We start from the raw sequence: 22321 nt of genomic DNA, 5'->3' as shown, positions 1-22321 counted from the left end.
GCAGACCAATTCCGCCAGGTCGCGGAGCGAGGAACCGTGTCGCGCAGCATCGGGCTTGCCCACATCATCCGTCAAGACGACGGCACCTCCACCGGTGTCTGGAGCATCTACACGCTGCGGAGTGCCTTCCAGCCGATCTTTGCCTTCAACGAAGGCAAGCTGTCGGTGGTCGCGTTTGAAGGGTTGATCCGGCCGTTCCGCGACGGCGAGCCGCAATCGCCGATGAATTTCTTCTCGACCTGCCCAGCCGCCGACCGTTTGCATATCGAGGCGCTGACCAGGACGCTGCATCTTCTGAACGCCGGCGCCTGCCTGCCACAAGAGGCGTCGATCTTCGTCAATTTCGACCCGTCGGTGTTCACTGAACGCCCCGTTGCCGACGCCGCCTTGCGCGAAATGCGGCTGGTGCTGCATGAGGCCGGCATCGATCCACGCCGGGTCGTCTGCGAAGTGACCGAGCAGCGCTCGGCGTCGCAGGAAACCCTGCACAGTTTCGTCGCGGCACTGAGGGCCAACGGCTTTCGCATCGCCGTCGACGATTATGGCGCCGCCGATTCCGACATCAACCGCGTCAAGGAGTTGAAGCCGGATATCGTCAAGTTCGATGCCTATTGGATCACGCAACTGATGGAATCCGGCGCCGGCTTCGCGCTCTTGACCACCATGGTGAAAAGTTTCGAGGCACAAGGCATCCGCACGGTGTTCGAAGGTATCGAGGAGAGCTGGCAATTGGAGCTTGCCGAGAAATCGGGAGCGTCGATGGTGCAGGGTTTCGTGCTGGCGCGGCCCGAACTGGCGCCGACCAGTTTTGGCGTCCTCGACAAGAAAAGGCAGGCACCAGTCGCCGCTGCCGCCGACACGCCTGCTCCTGCTCCGGCACCGCATTCGGCGCGGCAGGTGAAGGCGTTCGGACGCAGGGTGGCGCCATGAGGCTTGAGCGGCGGCGCAATGTCGGCGATGCGATCTGGGTCGACGAAGTCGGCATCGCATACGGCATTCATGGCGAGTTCCGGCTGCGCAGCGCCTATCAGCCGATTTTCGCGCCGCGTGGCCGGTTCCTTCACGCGGTCGCGGTCGAAGCCCTGATCGAGCCGCACCGCGCCGGGCGCCCCGGTGCGCCACGGGTTTTCTTCGACAGCATTGCCGCCTCGGATCGGCTGTTCGTCGAGACCATGTGCCGGGCGCTGCACCTCAGGAATTTTTGCAACATCGGCGTCGACGGGCTCGACCTGTTCTTCAACTACAATCCGCTGATCAACGACCATCCCGGGCGGGCGCTGGCCGAGATCCGGCTGATGACCAGGCACCTCGGCGAGTTCGGCCTCGCGCCGGGCATGCTGGTCTGCGAAATCACCGAACAGGCGGCCGATGACACGCTTCTTGCCCGGTTGGCGCGCGAAATGCGGCGCGACGGCATCCGCATCGCCATCGACGATTTCGGCACCGGGCACTCGACCGAGGAGCGGGTGAACCTGCTCAAGCCCGACATCGTCAAGATCGACGGCACATGGTTCGCGGAGTTCTGCCGCCACGCCGCCGCCGAACGGTTCTTCCGCCCGCTGGTTTCCAGTCTGCATGACCGCGGCGCCAAGGTGCTGGTCGAAGGCATCGAGCACCCCACCCATCTTCGCGTCGCGCTCGAAGGCGGCGTCGATCTTCTGCAGGGTTTTCTTCTCGCCCGTCCGGCGCTTGCCGGCACGATATTTGATGAAAAGCCGCTGCACATCGACACGCTGCTTGGCAATATAGGCAATGTCATCCCGCTGTTTGGCTAAAGCGCGTCGCGTTTGAACGGATTCAGGCGAGCGCTCCGGGGAACAGCCATGATACTTTACGGCATGATCGACAGCGGCAATTGCTACAAGCCGCGCCTGCTGATGGCCAAGCTTGGCCTTGCCTTCACCAATGTCGAGGTGAGTTCGCACACCGGCGATACGCGCAAAGCCGATTTTGTCGCCAAGAACCCGAATGCCATGGTGCCGCTGCTCGAACTCGACGACGGCCGTCGCCTGGCCGAGTCCAATGCCATCCTGCTCTATCTCGCCGAAGGCACGCGCTTCCTGCCGGTCGACAGATACGAGCGGGGGCTCGCTTATCAATGGCTGTTCTTCGAGCAGTACAGCCACGAGCCCTACATCGCCGTGCGCAAGGCGCTGCTGACCTTTCCCGAAAGAGCAGGGGATGCGGACTCCGGAGCGGCTGGCAGTGACGCTGGAGCGCGGCAACAAGGCGCTCGGTGTGATGAACAAGCATCTGGAAGACAATGCTTTCTTCGCCGGCGGGGCGCTCAGCGTCGCCGACATCGCGCTCTATGCCTATACGCATACGGCGGAGCAGGGCGGCTTCCAGCTCGACGCCTATCCGTCTGTCGCCGCCTGGCTGAAAAGGGTGGAGGCCGATCCGGGGCATGTGCCGATCGAGTGGCTGGGGTAAGCTTTTCGGCGATTGGCGAAAACCTCGGCGAGGCGTCCTTCTCCCCGTCTCTATACGGGGAGAAGATGGCGGCAGCCAGATGAGGGGCGGCGCCAGCCTTCGGTTGTGTGCTTGGCTCTGCGATCGTCCCTCTTGAAGCGTCGGCGCTGCCCCTCATCGCCCTGCCGGGCACTTCTCCCCGTATAGAGACGGGGAGAAGGACGCTGTCTCGCCGGTTTCGCCAATTGTCGCCACCTAAACCCCAGACAGCAAAAAGGCGGGAAAAATCCCGCCTTCCATGCTTGGTAGCCTGATCGGGAGCGTCCGGTCCGGGCTGGCAGCTATCTGCTGATCCAGCTTGTCGGGTCTTCCGCTCCGGCGCGCTTCTCGCGCGACTGTCAGTACATCCGTGACTTGCCGCGCGCCCCGGGCTCTCGCCCGGCGCGCGCTATCGCAAAATCAGGCTGCCTTGCTCAGAGATCCAGCGGACGACTTGCCAGTGCGGCGGTCCTGCTCGATCTCGAAGTTGATCTTCTGGCCTTCGACCAAGGTCGACAGCCCAGCACGCTCAACAGCGGAGATGTGGACGAAAACGTCCGCGCCGCCCGCGTCAGGCTGAATGAAGCCGAAGCCCTTGGTGGCGTTGAACCACTTGACCGTTCCTGTTGCCATTTTAGATAGTCCTTCAACATTTGCTTTAGATTGACCGGACCGAAGTCCAGCCGGTGTGCATCGAGATTTTGGAGATAGACGTCAGCAAACGCGAAGATCGCGAGGCCCGGATCGATCGGCCGAAATATCAATGGAAGGCATATAGGCTGGTTTCGCATAAAATACAAGACTGCGTGAGAAAACCGTGATCGAGGGGCTGCCCAACGGCTGCCCCAATCTGCTGAAAACGTTGCGGCAGGTCGCGCTGTCCTCGAGCGGCGGATCAGGGGGAGAGGACCATGAAAACCATTCTACTTGCCGGCTGCCTGACGCTGGTGGCGGCCGAGGCGCAGGCGATCTCGCGCTACGATCCGACGCGTATGAGCTGCGGCAAGGTTCAGGCGACGATAGCCCGGCAAGGCGCCGTCATCCTGCGCTACCAGTCGACGCGGGTGCCGGGATTGCCGCTTTACGACCGCTATGTGCAGAGCCAGCAATTCTGCACCATGGGCGAGGTGAGGACGCGCGCCTACGTGCCCAGCGCCGACACCAAGTCCTGTTCCGTCTATAACTGCAAGCGCCCGGACAATGACCGGCATTTCCGCAGGCGGTTCTTCCACAACAACTAGAACTTGTCCGCGTCAGAACCCGAAGGAAACCTGCGCCGGTGGCGGCGGGCCGACGCGCACGCCTTCCATGGCCAGCATCTTCTCCTTGGTGACCGAGCCGCCGGGCGCCGAGAAGCCGCCGATTTTGCCGCCGGCGGCAAGGATGCGATGGCAAGGAATGACCAGCGGCACCGGATTGGCGCCGAGCGCCACCCCGGTTTCGCGGGCGAGCCCCGCATGGCCGGCGGTTTTGGCCAGCTCGCCATAGGTGGTGGTTTCGCCGAAGGAGAGTTTTCGCGCCGCGTCATAGATGGCGAGGCGGAAATCGTCGACGCCGTCGAGATCGACCGGCACGCCGGAGAAATCGACGTCCTCGCCCGCCGCATAAGCCTTGATCGAGGCGATCAGGTCGACCACCCATGGCGGCTGGGCCGTGGAGGCGGAAACGCCTCCATGGCGCAGCAGGCGCCGCTCCACCGCTTCGCGGCTGCGTTCGGGCAGGCAGAGCCGGATCAGGCCCTTTTCGCTCCACGCGATGCCCATGAAACCGATCACTGTTTCTAACACTGCGTGGCCGGCCGTGATCGAAGATGTCGTGTCCATGCCGCGTTCCTTTCCGCAAAGTGGCGAAAACCGGGATTCGTCCCGGTACATATCCAGAACAATATGGCATCAGAGGCCAAGTCTCGCCACCCGAAAACCACCTGATGGCCCCGATTGCCGCTCATGAATCGGTGGTGTAAGGGATTTCTTAACAACCCGACAAATCGGACCCGAGCGCGGCTTGCCAGCAAAACTCAACCTTATCGCGATCGGCGTGATCCTGGCCGCCGCCGGCGTCAGCGGCTGCACGTCGACCTCGCAGATGAAGTCCGCGCCTGCTCTTACCGAAACAACAACCGCCGCCGGCGCTGATGCCGGCTTCACCGTGCCGCTGCCGGAGACGGTTTCAGTGCTGCCTGAATCCTCCGGTATCGCTCCCGTTCAGACGGCCGCGCTACCGCTCGATCCCGCGGCACAACCGGCGGCAGTGACCGCCGCCTTTGCCGGTTCGACGCCGGCGGCACCAGCCGTGATGACCGCCAATGCCTGGCAGGCGCCTGCGCCAGCCAATGCGGGCGAGCCGGTCCAGGCTGCCGAGACCTATACGACCGCGGGGCTGGTGATGCCGGCGACCGCCAAGGGCGACCGGATGCCCGGCGTCCAGCAGGTCGCCTATGTCGTGCCGCAGAACCGGGCTGCCCTGGTGCAGGGTCCCGTCGGGCCGACGGAAGAACATGCGACGGGCGTGCGTGGCGATGTCGAACGGCTGATCGAGAAATATGCCGCCCTCTACCAGGTGCCGGTGGACCTGGTGCGCCGCGTCGTCAACCGCGAGAGCACCTTCAACCCGAAAGCCTACAACAATGGCCATTGGGGGCTGATGCAGATCAAGCACGCGACGGCGCGCGGCATGGGCTATGACGGACCGGCCAAGGGCCTGTTCGACGCCGAGACCAATTTGAAATACGCGGTGAAATATCTGCGTGGCGCCTGGCTGGTGGCCGGCGGCAACGCCAAGAAGGCCGACTGGCTCTACCAGACCGGCTACTATTTCGACGCCAAGCGCAAGGGCCTGCTCGAGGCGACCGGCCTTGGTGTCGACCGTCAGCGCCGCCGCCTGCAGCCCGACGCCTGAGCGCGATGCCGGAACCGCGTCCGCCGGCTTTGAACGACATCCGGCTGCGCAAGATCCTCGACGAGACGCTGGTTCCGCCGCACTGGCCGGACGGTTTCGTCATGCGCTGCTTCGAGCCCGGTGATGCGCTGCCCCTGCATGCGCTGTTGACCGAAGTGTTCGACGACGGCGCCGATGGCCCGTTCGACGAATGGTGGCCGCGTATCGCGGATGATCCCGAATTCGACCCGGCGCTGTGCTTCCTCGTCATCGATGCCAAGGGTCGGCTGGCGGCGGCGGCGCTGTGCTGGACCCGCGCCTTCGTCAAGGACCTCGCCGTTCATCCCGAGGCGCGCGGCAAGGGCGTTGCCGAGGCGCTGATGTGGCACGCCTTCGCCATTTTTCGCGAACGCGGCGCCGACCATGTCGACCTCAAGACCAACACGGTCGAGAACGCCGCCGCCGTCCGGCTCTACGAGCGACTGGGAATGATGCCTGTCGCCTGGGAAGGCTGAAACCATTCCAGCCGCGCGAATCGGCCCGATCGCCGATCACAAGGAATGACTCGCTTTGGGAACCCAAAGCGCCGCTTCGCATTCATTGCAGGGTGGGGTCTGACAAGCTGCCGGCGGGGGGGAGGATTTTCCGTCGCCGGCCGCGGAGGGACATCCGCCATCATGAATCTTTTTCACGCATTTCTGGCACTCGGTGTCGCCGCCATGCTGGCTGCTGCTCCGGCGCGGGCCGTCGAGTTGTCGATCGTGTCGGGCGATACGGGCGACGGCATCAAGGTGCTGCGCGAGATCCTCGACCGTTACGAGAAAGACAGCGGCAACAAAGTCGGCATCGTCGTCATGCCGACGTCCGGGACCGACCAGTTCGGCCAATACCGGCTTTGGCTCGCCGCGGGTAACAGCGACATCGACGTCTATCAGACGGACGTGATCTGGGCGCCGCAGCTCGCCAGCCAGCTCGTCGATCTGACCGCCGCGACCAAGGATGTCGTCGGCGCCCATTTCCCGTCGATCATCCAGTCGCAGACGGTCGATGGCAAGCTCGTCGCTCTGCCGATCTTCACCGATGCGCCGGCGCTCTACTACCGCAAGGATCTCCTCGACAAATACGGCGCCAAGGTGCCGGCCACCTGGAAGGAACTGGCGGACACCGCCAAGCTGGTCATGGACAAGGAGCGTGCGGCGGGCAATCGGGATATCTGGGGCTTCGTCTTTCAAGGCAACGCCTATGAGGGGCTGACCTGCGACGCGCTCGAATGGGTGATGTCGAATGGCGGCGGCCAGATCATCGAGCCGGACGGCTCCATCTCCATCAACAACCCGAACGCGGCGGCGGCGCTCGATATGGCCAAGGGCTGGGTCGGGACCATCGCGCCGCCCGGCGTGCTTGCCTACCAGGAAGAGGAATCGCGCGGCGTGTGGCAGACCGGCAACGCGGTGTTCATGCGCAACTGGCCCTATGCCTACGCGCTTGGCAACGGCGAGGGCTCGCCGATCAAGGGCAAATTCGACGTGGCGCCGCTGCCGGCCGGCACGGGCGAAGGCGCCCGACCGGTCGCGACCCTGGGCGGCTGGAATCTCGCCGTCTCCAAATATTCGAAGCATCCGGATGCCGCGATCGAGCTGGTCAAGTTCATCGCCTCGCCCGCGATGCAGAAATACCGCACGCTGAAGACGTCCAACCTGCCGACCATCCAGGCGCTGTATGACGATGCCGACATCGCCAGGCAACAGCCGATTGTTCCGCGCTGGAAGCAGATATTTCTCAATGCGGTGCCGCGCCCCTCTGCCGCGACCAGGATCAAATACAACGAGGCGTCGAGCCAGTTCTGGAACGCCGTTCACAACACGCTCTCGGGCGACGGTACTGCCGCCGACAATCTGGCCGACCTCGAAGCGATGCTGACCAAGCTGAAGGGCCGAGGCTGGTGACGCGACGATGCCGGGGCATCCGCCCGGCGGAACCGCAACGAGCGGGTGCGAGATGACAGGAATGGAACCGGTACCCGAAACAGCCAGGGCTGCGCATACGCCGCTGAAGGCACAGCGCGTTCGCTCGGCGTGGCTTTTCCTGGCGCCAATGCTTCTGGTGCTCGCTGCGGCGGCCGGCTGGCCGCTTGCCCGCACGGTCTATTTCAGCTTCACCGACGCCTCGCTGGCCGACCTCGACGCGCGCCAATGGGTCGGCTTCGCCAATTATTTCTCGGCGTTCAGCATGCCGAGCGGGCGGGTCCTCTACGATGGTCTGCTCGTTGACCCGGTCTGGTGGCGTGCCGTCTGGAACACGATGCGCTTCGCGGTGGTCTCCGTGACCTGCGAGACGATCCTCGGCACGATCGTTGCGCTGGTTCTCAATGCCAAATTCCCGGGCCGCGGCATCGTCAGGGCGGCGATCCTCATCCCCTGGGCCATCCCGACGATCGTCTCGGCGAAGATGTGGCAGTGGATGCTCAACGACCAGTTCGGCATCATCAATGTCGTGTTGCTGAACCTCGGCCTGATCAGCGGCAAGATCGCCTGGACGGCCAACGCCGATACGGCGATGGCGGCGATCCTCATCGTCGATATCTGGAAGGCGACACCATTCATGACGCTGCTCATCCTGGCCGCGCTGCAGATGCTGCCGAGGGAGATCATCGAGGTCGCCAGGCTCGACGGTGCCAACCCGTGGCAGATCTTCTGGCGGGTGACCTTGCCGCTCATCCGCCCGGCGGTGATGGTGGCGGTGATCTTCCGCGCGCTCGACGCGCTGCGTATTTTCGACCTGAACTATGTGCTGACGCCCAACAATGTGCACACCAAGTCGATGTCGGTGTTTGCCCGCGAGAACCTGTTCGAGTTCGACAAGTTCGCCTATGGCTCCGCCGCCTCGACCTTGCTCTTCCTCATCCTCGCTTTGCTCACCATCGTCACCATCCGGGTCGGCCGGATAAGCCTGGACGGAGGCCGCTGACATGTGGATCCTGAAGCGCACGGCCTTTTATCTGCTGGTCGGCGGAATCGTCTTCGTCGCGGTGTTCCCGTTCTACTACGCCATCGTCACCAGCCTGAAATCGGGGACCGACCTGTTCCGGGCCGATCTGTGGCCGACGACGGTCAGTTTTGCCAACTACCGGAATGTGCTGACCGAGGGCAGCTTCGTGCGCAATCTCATAAATTCGCTGTTCGTCTCGGGCGCGGTCGTCGCGCTGTCGCTGTTGCTCGGCGTCACATCAGCCTATGCGCTGGCACGCATCCGCTTTCGCGGCCGCTCGGCCCTGCTGTTCACCATCCTGTCGGTCTCGATGTTCCCGCAGGTGGCGCTGCTGGCCGGGCTGTTCGAACTGGTCCGCATGTTCGGCCTCTACAATTCGCTGTTCGCGCTGATTTTCTCCTACATGATCTTCACCTTGCCCTTCACCGTCTGGGTGCTCACCACCTTCGTCCGCGATCTGCCGGTCGAGCTCGAGGAGGCGGCGATCCTCGACGGCGCGACGCCGTGGATCATCATCACCCGGGTGTTCCTGCCGCTGATGTGGCCGGCGCTGGCGACCACCGGGCTGCTGGCCTTCATCGGCGCATGGAACGAGTTCCTGTTTGCCCTGACATTCACCTCCAACAACGCGCAGCGGACCGTGCCGGTGGCGATCGCGCTGCTCTCCGGCAACTCGCAGTTCGAGATCCCGTGGGGCAACATCATGGCCGCATCGGTGATCGTCACGGTGCCGCTGGTGGTGCTGGTCCTGATCTTCCAGCGCAAGATCGTCTCCGGCCTCACGGCCGGTGGCGTCAAGGGGTGAGGCGGTGTCATCGTGCGGCGCGTTTGCCGAGCTGCCGCGAGAATCAGGCAAGTAAAGGAAATGTCCACCAACGCGGCAGGCCGCATCTTGCCTGCACTCGTCCGGTTGCTAAGCTTCGCCTGCGTGGGGCGTTGCTGAACCGGAGGAAACGTGATGCGGTTTCTGCTCTCCAGCCTTGCCACCCTGATACTTGCCGCCCCGCTCTTTGTGAACACCGCGCGGGCCGCCGACGACTGCGCCAATGCGCAGGACCAGGCGACCATGAACGAGTGCGCCGGCAAGGATTTCGCGGCGTCCGACAAGAAGCTCAACGACGCCTACAAGCAGATCGAGGGCAGGCTGAAGGACAATGCCGCGTCGAAGAAGCTGCTGGTCAATGCGCAGCGCGCCTGGGTCGCTTTCCGTGACGCCGAATGCAATTTCCAGGGCGGCCCGCCCGAAACCGCCGGCAGCATCCGTCCCATGGTGATCGCCAATTGCCAGGCCGGATTGACCGAAAAACGGCTGAAGGATTTTCAGGGTTACCTCCATTGCGAGGAAGGGGTGATGGACTGCCCGGTGCCGGCGGCGCAGTAGCGTTCGCCGGTCCTGCGAAAGGTTCCGCCGTTGTCGTCTTGCCGCGCGCAAAAATGTCGGAGTCGATCGTCGCCAGACGTCCTTGGGTCGTAGAGCAACCGCGCCGGGACGCCGGCGCGACGACCAAGGAGACGATCATGATCACCTTTCCCAACGAGTCCGCCAGATACCGCACCGCGCGTGAAAAACTGCTGCGGAAGGAAATGGAGCTGCGCCGCGCCATGGAGGACGTGGCCGAGGCACGGCGGGCGCTGCCTCCCGGCGGACTGATCCGCCAGGACTATGAGTTCGACGGGCTGGATACCGATGGAAGGCCAGCAAGGGTCAAACTTTCGGAGCTGTTCGCGCCGGGCAAGAACTCGCTGATCCTCTATAACATGATGTTTCCGCGCCATCCCCAGGAGACGCGCGAGGTGGCCACCAGCGGCGGCACGGCGAGGCTTGCGCGACAGGACCAGCCATGTCCATCCTGCACCGCGCTGCTCGACCAGTTCGATGGCGCGGTCGGGCATCTCGAGGCGGCCGGCTTCAATTTCGCGGTGGTCGGCAAGACCGCGCTCGAAAACCTGGTCACGCTCGGCCGCGACCGGGGCTGGCACAACATGCGGCTGGTGTCTTCGGCCAACAACAGCTTCAAGCGCGACTACAATGCCGAGGATGCCGACGGCGCGCAGATCCCGCTGCTGTCGGTGTTTCATCGCGATGCCGACGGCATCCGCCATTTCTGGTCGTCCGAGTTGGGCTTCGCGGCACCGGAGCCCGGCCAGGACCCGCGCGCCATCGGCACCTGCGAGATCCTGTGGAACCTGATGGATTTCACGCCGGAAGGCCGGCCGAACTGGAACGAACAGCTGCAATATGGCGAGGCGTGTTGCCATTGAGGGCCAAGCGAAGCGCAACTTCATTCTGTCTGCCGCGTTGGGCCTTTGGGACCCAACACGGAGAGTTCAGATGAGACCCTATCTCACCATCGCCACGCTGGCCCTTCTGGCCGGCGCGCCCACGGCTTTCGCGCAACAGGCAGCACCCGCCGACGTGCCGCCGCTTTCGGAAAACAAGGTCGACACCGAGACCTTCTCCAGGACGCTGGCCAGCGCCAATCGTTTCGAGATCGAGAGCAGCAAGCTGGCTGAGGAGAAGGGCGTTGCGGCGGACGTGAAGGATTTCGCCGGGCTGATGGTCAAGGACCACACCAAGGCCGGCCAGGATTTCAGGATGGCTCGGGAAAAGAGCCAGACCACCGCGTCGGTGGCACCCGAAGGCCCACCGCTGCTGCCGAAGGATCAGGCGATGCTGGACCAGCTCAAGGCTCTGGATGGCGAGCCCTTCCAGGCCAAATACATCGCCCTGCAGACCGAAGCGCACAAGCAGGCGGTGGCGCTGTTTTCCACCTATGCGCGGTCAGGCGACGACCCGGCGCTGAAGGAATTCGCCAAGAAGACGCTGCCGACGCTGCGGATGCACGAGAAGCACGCGAAGGAACTGGCGGTCGCGCACCAGGGTTGAAGGCGGTTCAAGGTCGGCGCCTACGGCGCCCCCCTCTGTCCTGCCGGACATCTCCCCCACAGGTGGGGAGATTGGCAGCTTCGGCGCCGGCGCTCTTCTTGCAACGGTGAAAATTAGCGAAGGCCGCAGTGACGGCCAATCTCCCTCCTTGTGGGGGAGATGTCCGGCAGGACAGAGGGGGGCGCCGTAGAGTGCCACGTTGGATGCTAGCCTGTTGGCAAACCACTGCCGCAAGCTGGCCCTGTGCCTCCGTCCTCCATGAATTAGACTGCGGCAATCAATCCGAGGGAGACACCCATGCCCAAGGTCGATCTATCAGCCGTCCCCATCCGCAAGGGCTCTGGCTACCCCGCACCCTTCGATGCCCCCTGCGCCGAGCGCGCGCGCCGCCGCCTGGGCGATGCAGGCGGCCTCACCGATTTCGGCGTCAACCTCATGACCCTGCCACCCGGCGGCTGGTCCAGCCAGCGGCACTGGCACAGCCATGAGGACGAGTTCGTCTATCTGCTGGAGGGCGAACTGACGCTGGTCGAGGATGACGGCGAAACGCTGCTCGGGGCAGGCGACTGCGCGACCTTCGCCAAGAACAGCGGCAACGGCCACCACCTGATCAACCGTTCGTCGACGACGGCGCTCTATCTGGAGGTCGGCTCGCGCATCCCGGACGATGTCATCACCTGCTCCGACATCGACATGATGAGCCCAAGCTCCGACGGACGTTTCCTGCACAAGGATGGCACGCCATATCCGGGGCAGGGGTGAGCGCAATCGCAAATGGCGGCGACAGCCCTACGACATTCACCAGGACCGCGACGAGGTCCGGCTCTGGACCATGCGCCGGCGCTGGCGTTCGGCCAGTGGCACGATAAGCTCTCTGCAAACCCAGGGAGATTGCCATGAAGAAGGAAATCATCGAAGTGCCGGTGCTGTCGGCGGCCGTGCGCGCCTTGGGCGTGCCTCTGTCGCTGGTGACCAGGGCCGCCGGGCTGGTCTTCGTGTCCGGCACGCCGCCGCTCGATATTGCGACCGGCAGGCTGGTCAAGGGCGATATCGAAACACAGACCGAAGCGTCGCTGAAGGCGCTGAAGCATTGCCTGGAAGCGGCCGGCACCTCGCTGGACAATGTGGTGATGGTGCGCATCTACGCCGTCAATTCCGGCTTCTACAACGCCATCAACCGGGTCTACGCCAGGCATTTCCCCGAAAACCCGCCATCACGGACCTTCGTGCCAGTGGCGTCATGGCCGATGGAGTTCGATATCGAGATCGAGTGTGTGGCGACGGCTTGATCTTCCCTTCTCCCCTTGTGGGCCCACAAGGGGAGAAGGGAGGCGCGCTCCCCATCACTTGCTCTGACATCAGTCTGATGAACTGCAACGCCGACATCCGCTTTCTGCACGCCGCATCCGGGCAGGGGTGAGCGGCTGGCTCTGGACCATGCGTCGGCGCTGGCGTTCCATTGGCGCCGGGATAAGCTCCCTGCAAACAAAGGGAGGATTGCCATGAAGAAGGAAATCATCGAAGTGCCTGTCATGTCGGCCAAGGTGCGGGCGCTTGGCCTTCCCTGCTCGACAGCGGTGAGGGCCAACGGCTTCGTGTTCATCTCGGCGACGCCGCCGGTGGACATGGTGACCGGCGAGATGGTGCGCGGCGACATCGAAACGCAGACCGAGGCGTCGCTGAAGGCACTGAAACATTGCCTGGAAGCGGCCGGCACCTCGCTGGAAAACGTGGTGATGGTGCGCATCTACGCCGTCAATTCCGGCTTCTACAACGCCATCAACCGGGTTTATGCGAAGTACTTCAGCGTCAACCCGCCGGCGCGGAGTTTTGTGCCGGTGGCTTCATGGCCTATGGAGTTCGATATTGAGATTGAGTGCGTGGCGGTGGCTTGATAGGACTTGCGGAAAGATAATCGCCATGTCTGCATGGCAGGAGAATTGTTAGCAGACCGCCACCCGACGATCTAGGCAACGGACGGTAGGATCCTCAACGAGCTTCACCAGCTAATCGCCAAAATTCCCGGGGTGATCAACAAATAGGGCTAACCAAAGGCCTTTAGCACAGTCGGATGAATCAAAACTCGGCCGTCCCTATGGAAACTTCGATTCCCGCGATGGTAAGTTTGGACGATAGGTTGACCTGTTGCGTCGTCGCGCATAGTTCCAAATATTCCTAATATGTAAATCAGCTCGATAAAGTGCTCAAGGCTGTAAAAATTCGTATTATTTCCTTTGGCTATTTCGTATATTGGGCGTAGTACCTTTGTAAAGCTTTTGTAGTTGTATGTGTGTGTTTGTCGATCACGCTAGGCACTATCTTTCTAAATTCGTTCTCAAGCGCAGCAATGGATGCCGAATTCATAAATGGACTAGCGGAAGATTTTATCTCGCTCCAAGACAGCTGTGCGTAAATTCTCCAAATTGCGTTTATTTCGGACGAGCTTAATTGTGATCTTTTTGAATAAAGCTCCTTTGCGCATTTAAAGAATCTTACAAAATCGCGCGGCTTGACCCATGTTCTGTGTAGAAATTCTTCAGCGTCTATATTTGCCATGTATACGCGAAAAAAGTCTCCTATTGAGAAATTTGACTCTATAGAAGCCTTAAATCTTTCGAATATAAATTTAAACAGAGGGTGATCTTTATTTTGTGGGAAGGATGACCAAGTTAAATTATATCCAACCGACTCGACAGAGTGGTTAACGTCAGCAGATGAGATTATTGGGTGCTCAAGATATTCTGATCTAACGGCCGAGTAAATTCTTAGGTCAATCTGTTCTTCTGAAAATCTATCATTAAGACTATGCATTGCGAGTATACAATCCCTTACAAGCATAGCATCTTGCTGTAAGGCTTCTTCCGATCGGTACGCGAAATGAATCTCGTCAACAAAAATGCACGCTTTGATCCCTAGGCGCTTCGCTCGACGTACCAAGAAATTCAGCAGATCATCGTTGTTCCTCTTAAGTAATTTTCCGGCATCTAGGAGTGCGGTTCCAACAGTCACTTTATCAAGGTTGACTCCGGCTGCGTTAAAAATTGCAGTAATAGAATCGAATCCTAGAGAGATCAGTTCACCCAGCGTGGAGTTTTTAATTTTTTCCACCCAAGTCGCGTCGTTACCTGGCCTGTCTTCATCATATGTTCCTGAGGACGCAAAAGTCTGCTTTATCAATATAAATATTAGTATCCTTTTAATTGCATGATGAAAATGCTTGAACCTCTCGATATTTACCTCGTCGAGCATCAGTGGCAGTTTTGAGAACGCGTGAAGGTCGCTCTCTTCCAAAAAGGATCTTCGAAACACGAGAAAATAGGTAGAAAATTCGTTCTTCAGGCGATTTTCCAAATATCGGATCGCCGCCGTTTTACCCGTTCCCTTTTGGCCATAAATTAAGAATTTTTCTCCACTCAGGAATTGGTCAAGAGGAAAATTTGGAATTGCAAAAAAGGTATCTAAAAATATTGGTGTCCGTTTGGCTTTGATAGCGCTGTAGTATTCGACATTGGCATCCGGCTCGCCAATCCTTATGTCACCGAAAGTTGGATAAATTGTTGTCATGACGGATAGTCCCCCCAAAAAGGACAAGCTTGAAACAATTCGTACTCACGTGTCTAGGAAAAAATTGAGTTCACGACGATAGCGTTCCAACACGACGACAGGTGTTCGCCAGTATCGCTGCGTGTAGAACATTTCACTCTCATCCAATTTGGAGAGAAGAAGGCCAAGCGTCTACGCAAAATACTCCTGCAGCGGCCTCACTTCGAGGCTCCCCGCTTTCAACGCCGCAATCGCCTCCGCCACGGCCGCCGCACCCGACAACGTCGTATAATACGGCACCTTCTGCATCAGCGTGGCGCGGCGCAGCGATTTGGAGTCCGACACCGCCTTCTGGCCATCAGTCGTGTTGAAGACGATCTGCACCTGTCGGTTGCGGATGGCGTCTTCGATGTGAGGGCGGCCTTCCAGCACCTTGTTTATTTTCTCGGCGACGACGCCGTTTTCGGCGAGGAAGCGGGCGGTGCCGGAGGTCGCCATGACCTTGAAGCCGAGGCCGGCGAGGCGCTTGACCGCCGGCAGGATGCCCTTCTTGTCCTCGTCGCGCACCGAGACGAACAGGGTGCCGGAGCGCGGCAGGTCGACGCCGGCGCCGAGCTGGCTCTTGGCGAAGGCCAGCGCGAAGTCGCGGTCGAGGCCCATGACCTCGCCGGTCGAGCGCATTTCCGGGCCGAGCAATATGTCGACGCCGGGGAAGCGGGCGAAGGGGAAGACGGCTTCCTTGACCGCGATGTGGCCGGGGTTCCTGGGGTCGGGCATGGCGCCGTAATGGGCGAAGGCGTCTTCCAGGCTCTCACCTGCCATGATGCGGGCGGCGATCTTGGCAATGGGACGCCCGATGGTCTTGGCGACGAAGGGCACGGTGCGCGACGCGCGCGGATTGACCTCCAGCACATAGACCGTGCCGTCCTTGATCGCATACTGCACGTTCATCAGGCCGCCGACATTGAGCGCGCGGGCAAGCGCGGCCGTCTGGCGCTCCAGCTCGTCGACCAGCTCCGAAGGCAGCGAGTGCACCGGCAGCGAGCAGGCACTGTCGCCCGAGTGGATGCCGGCCTCCTCGATGTGCTCCAATATGCCGGAGACGAAGGTCGACTTGCCGTCGCAGAGGCAGTCGACATCGACCTCGATGGCGCCACTGAGATAGGTGTCGAACAGCAGCGGGTTCTTGCCCAAGAGCGTGTTGATCTGGCCGGTCTTGTCGTTGGGGTATTTCTGCTTGATGTCTTCCGGCACCAGGCCGGGCACGGTGTCGAGCAGGTAGGTTTGCAGCATGCCCTCGCTGTGGATGATCTGCATGGCGCGGCCGCCCAGCACATAGGACGGGCGCACCACCAGCGGGAAACCGAGCTCGCCGGCGACGAGGCGGGCCTGCTCGACCGAATAGGCGATGCCGTTTTTCGGCTGGCTGAGGCCGAGCTTGTGCAGCAGCTTCTGGAAGCGGTCGCGGTCCTCGGCCAGATCGATCATGTCGGGCGAGGTGCCGAGGATCGGGATGCCGGCCTTCTCCAGCGCATCCGCCAGCTTCAGCGGCGTCTGGCCGCCGAACTGGACGATGACGCCGATCAGCTCGCCCGACGCCTGCTCGGCGCGCAGGATCTCCAGCACGTCCTCGGCCGTCAGCGGCTCGAAATAGAGCCGGTCGGAGGTGTCGTAGTCGGTCGACACGGTCTCCGGGTTGCAGTTGATCATGATCGCTTCGTAGCCGGCGTCGCGCAGCGCAAAGGCGGCATGGCAGCAGCAATAGTCGAACTCGATGCCCTGGCCGATGCGGTTGGGGCCGCCGCCGAGGATGACGACCTTCTTGCGCGACGACACCTGCGCCTCGTTGGCGAGCGCGCCGGCAAACGGCACTTCATAGGTCGAATACATGTAGGCGGTGGGGGAGGCGAACTCGGCCGCGCAGGTGTCGATGCGCTTGTAAACCGGATGAACGTCGAGCTTGTCACGGATCTTGGCAATCACCTCGACGTCGGTCTTCGTCAGCGAGGCGAGGCGGGCGTCGGAAAAACCCATCGCCTTCAGCATGCGCAGGTTGACGGCGTCCTGCGGGATGCCGTGCTCGCGGATGCGGGCTTCCATGGCGAGGATGCCGGCGATCTGCTCGAGGAACCACGGGTCGATCTTGCACATGGCGTGCACGTCTTCCAGCGAGGTGCCCATGCGGATCGCCTGCGCCACCATGCGCAGCCGGTCGGGCGTCGGCGTGCCCAGTGCGGCGCGGATGGCATTGCGGTCGTCGGCATGGTTGGCGGTCGCCGCACCGTAGCCGAGGCCGGGGATTTCGATTTCGTCCAGACCCGTCAGGCCGGTCTCCAGTCCACGCAGCGCCTTCTGCAGCGATTCCTGGAAGGTGCGGCCGATGGCCATCACTTCGCCGACCGACTTCATGGCGGTGGTCAGCACCGGCTCGGCGCCGGGGAACTTTTCAAACGCAAAACGCGGGATTTTGGTGACGACGTAGTCGATGCTGGGTTCGAACGAGGCGGGCGTGGCGCCGCCGGTGATGTCGTTCTCCAGCTCGTCCAGCGTGTAGCCGACAGCAAGCTTGGCCGCGATCCTGGCGATGGGGAAACCGGTCGCCTTGGAGGCGAGAGCCGACGAGCGCGAGACGCGCGGGTTCATCTCGATGACCACCAGACGGCCGTCGGCCGGGTTGACGGCGAACTGCACGTTGGAGCCGCCGGTCTCGACGCCGATCTCGCGCAGCACCGCGATCGACGCGTTGCGCATCATCTGGTATTCCTTGTCGGTCAGCGTCAGCGCCGGGGCGACGGTGATCGAATCGCCCGTATGCACGCCCATCGGGTCGATGTTCTCGATCGAGCAGACGATGATGCAATTGTCCGCCTTGTCGCGGACGACCTCCATCTCATATTCCTTCCAGCCGAGCACGCTCTCCTCGATCAGCACTTCGGTGGTCGGCGAGGCGTCGAGGCCGGACTGGACGATCTCGTAGAATTCGGCACGGTTGTAGGCGATGCCGCCGCCGGTGCCGCCCATGGTGAAGGACGGGCGGATGATGGCCGGCAGGCCGACATGGTCGAGCGCTTGTGCTGCAATCGCCATGCCGTGGCTGATGTAGCGCTGCTTGCGATCGCCTTCTCCGAGGTTCCAGCGGGTTTCCAGCGCGTCGAGCGCGGCGTCGAGATCGGCAGGCGCCTCGGCCTTGACGGCAGCGCGCTCGGCCTCATGCGTCTTGCGGTCGGTGTTCTTGACGTCGGTGGCGTTGGCCAGCATCGACTTCGGCGTTTCCAGGCCGATCTTCTTCATCGCCTCGCGAAACAGCGCGCGGTCCTCGGCCTTGTCGATGGCCGTGGCGTCGGCGCCGATCATCTCGACATTGTAGCGCTCGAGCACGCCCATGCGGCGCAGCGACAGAGCGGTGTTGAGCGCGGTCTGGCCGCCCATGGTCGGCAGGAGCGCGTCGGGCCGCTCCTTGGCGATGATCTTGGCCACGACTTCCGGAGTGATCGGCTCGATATAGGTGGCGTCGGCCAGTTCCGGGTCGGTCATGATGGTGGCCGGGTTGGAATTGACCAGGATGACGCGGAAACCTTCTTCCTTCAGCGCCTTGCAGGCCTGGGTGCCGGAATAGTCGAACTCGCAGGCCTGGCCGATGACGATGGGGCCGGCCCCGATGATCAGGATCGACTTGATGTCGGTGCGTCTTGGCATGTCACAGGTCCGTTCGGCGGGCGGCTTGCACAAAAAACCGGGACGGGAAGACCCGGCCGGTTGTGCTCGCGATTCTGGTATCAGGCTAGGAGGGCCTTATAGGGAAGAGTTTTGACTGATGTAACCCCGAAAATGCGAGAGAGTAGGCAGGAGGCAGTAGGCAGTAGGCAGTAGGCAGTAGGCAGTAGGGGCTAATGCCTATTCCCTACTGGCTACTGCCTGATCCCTAATCCCCCAGCGCCAACTGATCCGTGATCTCGAAGCGTTCCGACACCCCGACGCGGATCATGTTGAGGCTGCCTTCGCGGGTGAAGCGGAAGTCGCCAGGCGCGTCGGAGCTGGCCGGCTTGCCAGCGACGAAGGAGATGATGCGCGTGCCGCCATCGGGCCAGGTGACCGTGATGTCGGTCTTGTCGGCGGCGCGCACGGCGCTGACCTTGCAGCGCTCCATCGGCTGGCCGACATAGCGGGCGCAGGGAATCTCGTCGGCGGCAGAAGCGGGCGGCCGTGACGCCGCGACGTCCTGGACATCTTCTGAGGTTTCGGTCGCCGCCAGCGCCAGGCCATAGGCGTCCCGCATCGCCGCGTAGCCGATTTCAGCGGCGGATTTCGGCATGTTTTCAGTTGCCGGACCGCTGCCGCCAAGCCGCGCCGTCAGGTCGGGCGGCGGCTGAGCGGAAACGGCGGCTTCAACGGCGGCTGCGGCCTCCGGCTTGCCCGCCTCATCGCCAGTGGAGGCAACCACCGGCGCATCGGCCGGTTTCGCCGTGCCTTCGACATAGGGGGCCGGATTGAGGGGGGTGAGGTAGCGCGCCGGCGCCCATCCGCTCAGCTTCTCCTTGCCCGTGCTCTCGACCTTGCACCATTTGTAGCCGTTGATGTCGTTGCAGCCGAGATTGGTGACCCTTTCGCCGCCGGTCAGGCGAGTCTCGACCTTGGCGATCGGCGACGCGGCCGTGCGGACGTTGAGAAGATCGTCCGGCGCCAGGCCGGTCACGATGGAGATGACAAGATCCGGCGCCTCTTCAGCCATAGTGGGGGCAATGGCCGGCCATGCCGCCATCAGCAGCGGAGCGGTAATCAGCGCATGCAGGGTTGTTCGGAGCGTAACTGTGCGCCTCATCGTTTGGCCGTGCGCTGATATCATACCGGGCGGGTCGAGCCCGCCGCGTGCCCGGCCGGTTTTATAAGGGACGAGGCGCCGCCATGTAAGCCCGAAAATTCGATCATTGTTGCCCGGCCCAATAGACCAGGAACCAGCCCCAACCTGACGGCATGAACGCAAAAGCGCTCAGCCTGGCATGAACCCCGTTCTGAGCGCGTGGGCCCATTCCGGCCGGCCCGCCTGTTCGGCCTGGCGCGCCGCTACCTCATGGTCGTAGTCGACGGCGATGGCCTCGAAGCGGTCGGGCTGACCGGCGCTGCCCAAGGTGACGATGCCGTAACGGGCGTGTGGCGAGCCTTGCTCGGAGACATGCGCAGGCGGTGTCGAATCGTCATAGGCGGGGCAGCCGATGCTGCCTGGATTGAAGATGATCGGACCATCGGGAATGCGGATCAATTCCGCCCGGTGGCTGTGGCCGCACAGTGCGATGCGGCAGGCGGGGTCGAGCGCCTTCAGCCGGCGCCGGATCGCCGCCAGCGGCGCGCGCACCAGCTGGCCATTGACGATCGTATCGAGCAGATATTTCTCGTCGTGGTCGGGACGGGCGTGGAAGGCGATCACGCCCGGCGCGATCTCCAGCGTCAGCGGCTGGGCAAAGAGGACTTCGCGCTGCGCCTGTGTCAGCCGCTGTTGCGCATAGACATCGGAGGCCCACATGGTTGCGTCGGCCGGGTCGGCGGCGACGCGGCGGTCGTGATTGCCGCGCACCGTCGGCGGGTCGAGCGCCTCCAGCCGCGCAAATGTCTCGCGCGGCCATAGCGGGCCGGAAACGCTGTCGCCGAGATTGACGGTCAGGTCCGCGCCGCCGCGCTGGCGCAGATCCTCAAGCACGGCGTCCAGCGCCAGCACATTGCCATGGATATCGGCGAGGACGGCAATGCGCATGCGGCGGGCTCCGTGGGTTGGCTGGTCACGGGAAGGCGACCTTGCAGGACTTGGGTTCCTCGCCCCACTTCGCGAGGGAGAGGAAAAAGGCTAGGCAGAAATCTCGATCTCGTGGCCACCAACCGCCGGCAGCGCCGGCTCAGCGCCGGCCGCGGCGATGACGCTGTCGAGCAGGCCGGGGAAGCGGGCGTCGAGATCGGCACGGCGCAGCGTGATCATGCGGTTGGTGCCGACCACTTCGGCGCGGGTGACGCCGGCCTCGCGCAGTTTGGCCAGATGGTAGCTCAGATTGGTCTTCGAGCCGAGATCGAGGAACTGACTGCAGTTCAGCGGCACGCCTTCCTTGCTGGCGAGATACCGCACGATGGCGAGCCGCGTCGGGTCGCCGAGCACGCCGAGCACGATGGGCAGGCTGATCTGGTCCGTATTGGGGTGTGGCAAGGTCATGGCTGGAAACTAAGCACAGTTCGGGCCGATTTCAACGCATCCATCCCGCCGCAGCCGTCCACACTGTTCTGCGTGATCCATGCCGACACAGGGCTGTCAGGAAGGTTCAGCTAATTTTCCCTCGCTTCATTGACATCATGGCCTTTTGTGTCCAATTGTTCAATAACTGTTGAACTAAGGACATCGCCCCATGGACAAGCGCCTCTTCTGGCTTGCGCTCGGATCGTTCACGATCTCGACCGAAGGCTTCGTCATCTCCAGCCTTCTGCCCGACATCGCGGCGGATGCCGGCATTTCCATCCCGCTCGCCGGCACGCTGATCACCGCCTTCGCGCTCGCCTATGCGGTCGGCACGCCGATCCTGGCGACGCTGACCGGCGAATGGGACCGGCGCCGCGTCATCCTGTGGACGCTGGTGTTCTTCGTGCTCGGCAACATTGCCGCCGCCTTGAGTTCCTCCTTCGAGCTGCTGTTGATCGCGCGCATCGTCATGGCGCTGTCGTCGGGCCTGTTCGCGGCGACCGCGCAAGGCACGGCGGTGGCACTGGTCGATGACCATCACCGGGCGCGTGCCATCGCCGTCGTCGTCGGCGGCACCACGGTGGCCGTAGCCGTCGGTGCGCCACTGGGCGCTCTCGTTGCGACGATCGCCGGCTGGCGCGGCACGTTCTATGCCATCGCCGGTCTCGGCGCGCTCGCCGGCGCCATACTGTGGTACAGGCTGCCGCGCGGCATCGTCGGCACCAGGCTGCCCCTCAAGCGCAGGCTGGCGGCGGCCCTTCGCCCCGGCGTGATGCCGATCCTGGTGACGACATTGCTGGCGCTGACCGGCGCCTTCACCGTCTTTGCCTTTGTCGCCCCGCTTGCCATCGAGGGCGGCGGGCTCAGCCAGATCGCGCTGCCCGGCATGCTGCTCGCCTTCGGCGTCGGCGCCGTCATCGGCAACATTGCCGGCGGCCAGGCTGCCGACCGGTTCGGCGCGACCCGCACCGTCGGCTGGTCGCTGGCACTGAGCGCCGCCATGCTGGTCATGCTGTCGGTCATCCCGACCTTCCTGCCTCCCCATATTGCCGGGCCGGCACTGATGGCGATGATGGTGCCGTGGGGCATTGTCGGCTGGGCGTTCCCGCCGGGGCAGGCGAGCCGCATCATCAAGCTGGCGCCCGACGCCGCCCCGATCGTGCTGTCGCTCAACGGTTCGGCGCTCTATCTCGGCGTGGCGCTGGGGGCGGTGGTCGGTGGTGCGGTGCTGCGCTACGGCGCGCCGGCCGATCTCGGCATTGTCGCCGCGGTCTTCCCGATCGTCGGGCTCGGCATCCTGCTGGCGGGCCGCTGGGCGGCCAGAACGGTCGCCATGCCGGCCGAATAGAGTCTGTTGGTAA

22 protein-coding genes and 1 pseudogene are annotated in these 22321 nt (G+C 62.8%); 16 read left to right on the top strand and 7 right to left on the bottom strand.

The genetic code is table 11. The annotated features are described in order from the left end of the window. The first annotated feature begins 36 nt into the window (after positions 1 to 36). The 3 genes and pseudogenes from NKG99_RS02425 (at position 37) to NKG99_RS02415 (ending at position 2433) form a co-directional block, all read left to right on the top strand. The gene (locus NKG99_RS02425) at positions 37 to 930 is read left to right on the top strand and encodes an EAL domain-containing protein (RefSeq protein WP_352863777.1); all 894 of its coding nucleotides are present in this window, start codon (positions 37 to 39) and stop codon (positions 928 to 930) included. Next, positions 927 to 1775, top strand: a complete 849-nt coding sequence (locus tag NKG99_RS02420; protein ID WP_352863775.1) for an EAL domain-containing protein — start codon at positions 927 to 929, stop codon at positions 1773 to 1775. The genes NKG99_RS02425 and NKG99_RS02420 overlap by 4 nt, the downstream gene beginning before the upstream one ends. Positions 1776 to 1823: 48 nt before the next feature. Further along, positions 1824 to 2433, top strand: a pseudogene (locus NKG99_RS02415) (glutathione S-transferase family protein). Between the two features lie 438 nt (positions 2434 to 2871). On the opposite strand, the gene NKG99_RS02410 reads toward NKG99_RS02415, so the two are convergent. Beyond that, the gene (locus NKG99_RS02410; RefSeq protein WP_010910991.1) at positions 2872 to 3084 is read right to left on the bottom strand and encodes a cold-shock protein; all 213 of its coding nucleotides are present in this window, start codon (positions 3082 to 3084) and stop codon (positions 2872 to 2874) included. Positions 3085 to 3362: 278 nt separating this feature from the next. On the opposite strand from NKG99_RS02410, the gene NKG99_RS02405 reads away from it, so the two are divergent. Beyond that, a complete protein-coding gene (locus tag NKG99_RS02405) occupies positions 3363 to 3692 on the top strand; it encodes a hypothetical protein (protein WP_352863773.1) in 330 nt (109 codons plus the stop codon). A gap of 12 nt (positions 3693 to 3704) precedes the next feature. Here NKG99_RS02405 and NKG99_RS02400 read toward each other — a convergent pair whose 3' ends face one another. Beyond that, positions 3705 to 4274 carry a methylated-DNA--[protein]-cysteine S-methyltransferase gene (locus NKG99_RS02400; RefSeq protein WP_352863771.1) on the bottom strand — a complete coding sequence of 190 codons (570 nt, stop codon included), beginning with the start codon at positions 4272 to 4274 and terminating at the stop codon, positions 3705 to 3707. Positions 4275 to 4455: 181 nt separating this feature from the next. On the opposite strand from NKG99_RS02400, the gene NKG99_RS02395 reads away from it, so the two are divergent. The 11 genes from NKG99_RS02395 to NKG99_RS02345 all read left to right on the top strand — a co-directional run bounded on the left by NKG99_RS02395 (position 4456) and on the right by NKG99_RS02345 (position 13098). Next, positions 4456 to 5349 carry a transglycosylase SLT domain-containing protein gene (locus NKG99_RS02395; RefSeq protein WP_352863769.1) on the top strand — a complete coding sequence of 298 codons (894 nt, stop codon included), beginning with the start codon at positions 4456 to 4458 and terminating at the stop codon, positions 5347 to 5349. A 5-nt stretch (positions 5350 to 5354) separates the two neighbouring features. Continuing rightward, entirely contained in the window at positions 5355 to 5843 is a 489-nt protein-coding gene (locus NKG99_RS02390; protein WP_352863767.1) for a GNAT family N-acetyltransferase, read from the top strand. Between the two features lie 162 nt (positions 5844 to 6005). Beyond that, on the top strand, positions 6006 to 7274 hold the full coding sequence (locus NKG99_RS02385; RefSeq protein ID WP_352863765.1) for an ABC transporter substrate-binding protein: 1269 nt from the start codon (positions 6006 to 6008) through the stop codon (positions 7272 to 7274). Positions 7275 to 7326: 52 nt separating this feature from the next. After that, positions 7327 to 8295: a carbohydrate ABC transporter permease gene (locus NKG99_RS02380; protein ID WP_352863763.1), complete on the top strand. Its 969-nt coding sequence runs from the start codon at positions 7327 to 7329 to the stop codon at positions 8293 to 8295. A 1-nt stretch (position 8296) separates the two neighbouring features. Next, the gene (locus tag NKG99_RS02375; RefSeq protein WP_352863761.1) at positions 8297 to 9121 is read left to right on the top strand and encodes a carbohydrate ABC transporter permease; all 825 of its coding nucleotides are present in this window, start codon (positions 8297 to 8299) and stop codon (positions 9119 to 9121) included. Positions 9122 to 9274: 153 nt separating this feature from the next. Further along, positions 9275 to 9697 (top strand): lysozyme inhibitor LprI family protein, encoded by a 423-nt coding sequence (locus NKG99_RS02370; RefSeq protein WP_352863759.1) that lies wholly within the window; start codon positions 9275 to 9277, stop codon positions 9695 to 9697. A 137-nt stretch (positions 9698 to 9834) separates the two neighbouring features. Further along, on the top strand, positions 9835 to 10578 hold the full coding sequence (locus NKG99_RS02365; RefSeq protein ID WP_352863757.1) for a DUF899 family protein: 744 nt from the start codon (positions 9835 to 9837) through the stop codon (positions 10576 to 10578). 70 nt (positions 10579 to 10648) lie between these two features. Continuing rightward, positions 10649 to 11203, top strand: a complete 555-nt coding sequence (locus tag NKG99_RS02360; RefSeq protein WP_352863755.1) for a DUF4142 domain-containing protein — start codon at positions 10649 to 10651, stop codon at positions 11201 to 11203. A gap of 297 nt (positions 11204 to 11500) precedes the next feature. After that, a complete protein-coding gene (locus NKG99_RS02355) occupies positions 11501 to 11965 on the top strand; it encodes a cupin domain-containing protein (RefSeq protein WP_352863753.1) in 465 nt (154 codons plus the stop codon). Between the two features lie 134 nt (positions 11966 to 12099). Further along, the gene (locus NKG99_RS02350; RefSeq protein WP_352863751.1) at positions 12100 to 12492 is read left to right on the top strand and encodes a RidA family protein; all 393 of its coding nucleotides are present in this window, start codon (positions 12100 to 12102) and stop codon (positions 12490 to 12492) included. 213 nt (positions 12493 to 12705) lie between these two features. Beyond that, positions 12706 to 13098 carry a RidA family protein gene (locus NKG99_RS02345; protein ID WP_352863749.1) on the top strand — a complete coding sequence of 131 codons (393 nt, stop codon included), beginning with the start codon at positions 12706 to 12708 and terminating at the stop codon, positions 13096 to 13098. Between the two features lie 343 nt (positions 13099 to 13441). Here NKG99_RS02345 and NKG99_RS02340 read toward each other — a convergent pair whose 3' ends face one another. The 5 genes from NKG99_RS02340 to NKG99_RS02320 all read right to left on the bottom strand — a co-directional run bounded on the left by NKG99_RS02340 (position 13442) and on the right by NKG99_RS02320 (position 20939). After that, positions 13442 to 14767: a P-loop ATPase, Sll1717 family gene (locus NKG99_RS02340; protein ID WP_352863747.1), complete on the bottom strand. Its 1326-nt coding sequence runs from the start codon at positions 14765 to 14767 to the stop codon at positions 13442 to 13444. A gap of 171 nt (positions 14768 to 14938) precedes the next feature. Continuing rightward, positions 14939 to 18442, bottom strand: coding sequence for a carbamoyl-phosphate synthase large subunit (gene carB, locus NKG99_RS02335; protein WP_352863745.1), 3504 nt, complete (start codon positions 18440 to 18442; stop codon positions 14939 to 14941). A 226-nt stretch (positions 18443 to 18668) separates the two neighbouring features. Continuing rightward, a complete protein-coding gene (locus tag NKG99_RS02330; protein ID WP_352863744.1) occupies positions 18669 to 19565 on the bottom strand; it encodes an SH3 domain-containing protein in 897 nt (298 codons plus the stop codon). Between the two features lie 168 nt (positions 19566 to 19733). Continuing rightward, positions 19734 to 20492: a metallophosphoesterase family protein gene (locus NKG99_RS02325; protein ID WP_352863742.1), complete on the bottom strand. Its 759-nt coding sequence runs from the start codon at positions 20490 to 20492 to the stop codon at positions 19734 to 19736. A 90-nt stretch (positions 20493 to 20582) separates the two neighbouring features. Then, positions 20583 to 20939, bottom strand: coding sequence for an ArsR/SmtB family transcription factor (locus tag NKG99_RS02320; RefSeq protein ID WP_352863740.1), 357 nt, complete (start codon positions 20937 to 20939; stop codon positions 20583 to 20585). A gap of 190 nt (positions 20940 to 21129) precedes the next feature. Here NKG99_RS02320 and NKG99_RS02315 point away from each other — a divergent pair, with 190 nt between their 5' ends. Beyond that, positions 21130 to 22308, top strand: coding sequence for an MFS transporter (locus NKG99_RS02315; RefSeq protein WP_352863738.1), 1179 nt, complete (start codon positions 21130 to 21132; stop codon positions 22306 to 22308). Positions 22309 to 22321 lie beyond the last annotated feature (13 nt).

It is taken from the genome of Mesorhizobium sp. M1409, from assembly GCF_040317535.1.
In the GTDB taxonomy this organism is placed as follows: domain Bacteria; phylum Pseudomonadota; class Alphaproteobacteria; order Rhizobiales; family Rhizobiaceae; genus Mesorhizobium.
This window is presented reverse-complemented; position numbering and strand designations above follow the sequence as displayed.

Coding starts and splice junctions, on each gene's coding strand:
- NKG99_RS02420 (WP_352863775.1), top strand. CDS start 927: ATGAGGCTTGAGCGGCGGCGCAATGTCGGCGATGCGATCTGGGTCGAC.
- NKG99_RS02410 (WP_010910991.1), bottom strand. CDS start 3,084: ATGGCAACAGGAACGGTCAAGTGGTTCAACGCCACCAAGGGCTTCGGC.
- NKG99_RS02405 (WP_352863773.1), top strand. CDS start 3,363: ATGAAAACCATTCTACTTGCCGGCTGCCTGACGCTGGTGGCGGCCGAG.
- NKG99_RS02400 (WP_352863771.1), bottom strand. CDS start 4,274: ATGGACACGACATCTTCGATCACGGCCGGCCACGCAGTGTTAGAAACA.
- NKG99_RS02390 (WP_352863767.1), top strand. CDS start 5,355: ATGCCGGAACCGCGTCCGCCGGCTTTGAACGACATCCGGCTGCGCAAG.
- NKG99_RS02385 (WP_352863765.1), top strand. CDS start 6,006: ATGAATCTTTTTCACGCATTTCTGGCACTCGGTGTCGCCGCCATGCTG.
- NKG99_RS02380 (WP_352863763.1), top strand. CDS start 7,327: ATGACAGGAATGGAACCGGTACCCGAAACAGCCAGGGCTGCGCATACG.
- NKG99_RS02375 (WP_352863761.1), top strand. CDS start 8,297: ATGTGGATCCTGAAGCGCACGGCCTTTTATCTGCTGGTCGGCGGAATC.
- NKG99_RS02370 (WP_352863759.1), top strand. CDS start 9,275: ATGCGGTTTCTGCTCTCCAGCCTTGCCACCCTGATACTTGCCGCCCCG.
- NKG99_RS02365 (WP_352863757.1), top strand. CDS start 9,835: ATGATCACCTTTCCCAACGAGTCCGCCAGATACCGCACCGCGCGTGAA.
- NKG99_RS02360 (WP_352863755.1), top strand. CDS start 10,649: ATGAGACCCTATCTCACCATCGCCACGCTGGCCCTTCTGGCCGGCGCG.
- NKG99_RS02355 (WP_352863753.1), top strand. CDS start 11,501: ATGCCCAAGGTCGATCTATCAGCCGTCCCCATCCGCAAGGGCTCTGGC.
- NKG99_RS02350 (WP_352863751.1), top strand. CDS start 12,100: ATGAAGAAGGAAATCATCGAAGTGCCGGTGCTGTCGGCGGCCGTGCGC.
- NKG99_RS02345 (WP_352863749.1), top strand. CDS start 12,706: ATGAAGAAGGAAATCATCGAAGTGCCTGTCATGTCGGCCAAGGTGCGG.
- NKG99_RS02340 (WP_352863747.1), bottom strand. CDS start 14,767: ATGACAACAATTTATCCAACTTTCGGTGACATAAGGATTGGCGAGCCG.
- carB (WP_352863745.1), bottom strand. CDS start 18,442: ATGCCAAGACGCACCGACATCAAGTCGATCCTGATCATCGGGGCCGGC.
- NKG99_RS02330 (WP_352863744.1), bottom strand. CDS start 19,565: ATGAGGCGCACAGTTACGCTCCGAACAACCCTGCATGCGCTGATTACC.
- NKG99_RS02325 (WP_352863742.1), bottom strand. CDS start 20,492: ATGCGCATTGCCGTCCTCGCCGATATCCATGGCAATGTGCTGGCGCTG.
- NKG99_RS02320 (WP_352863740.1), bottom strand. CDS start 20,939: ATGACCTTGCCACACCCCAATACGGACCAGATCAGCCTGCCCATCGTG.
- NKG99_RS02315 (WP_352863738.1), top strand. CDS start 21,130: ATGGACAAGCGCCTCTTCTGGCTTGCGCTCGGATCGTTCACGATCTCG.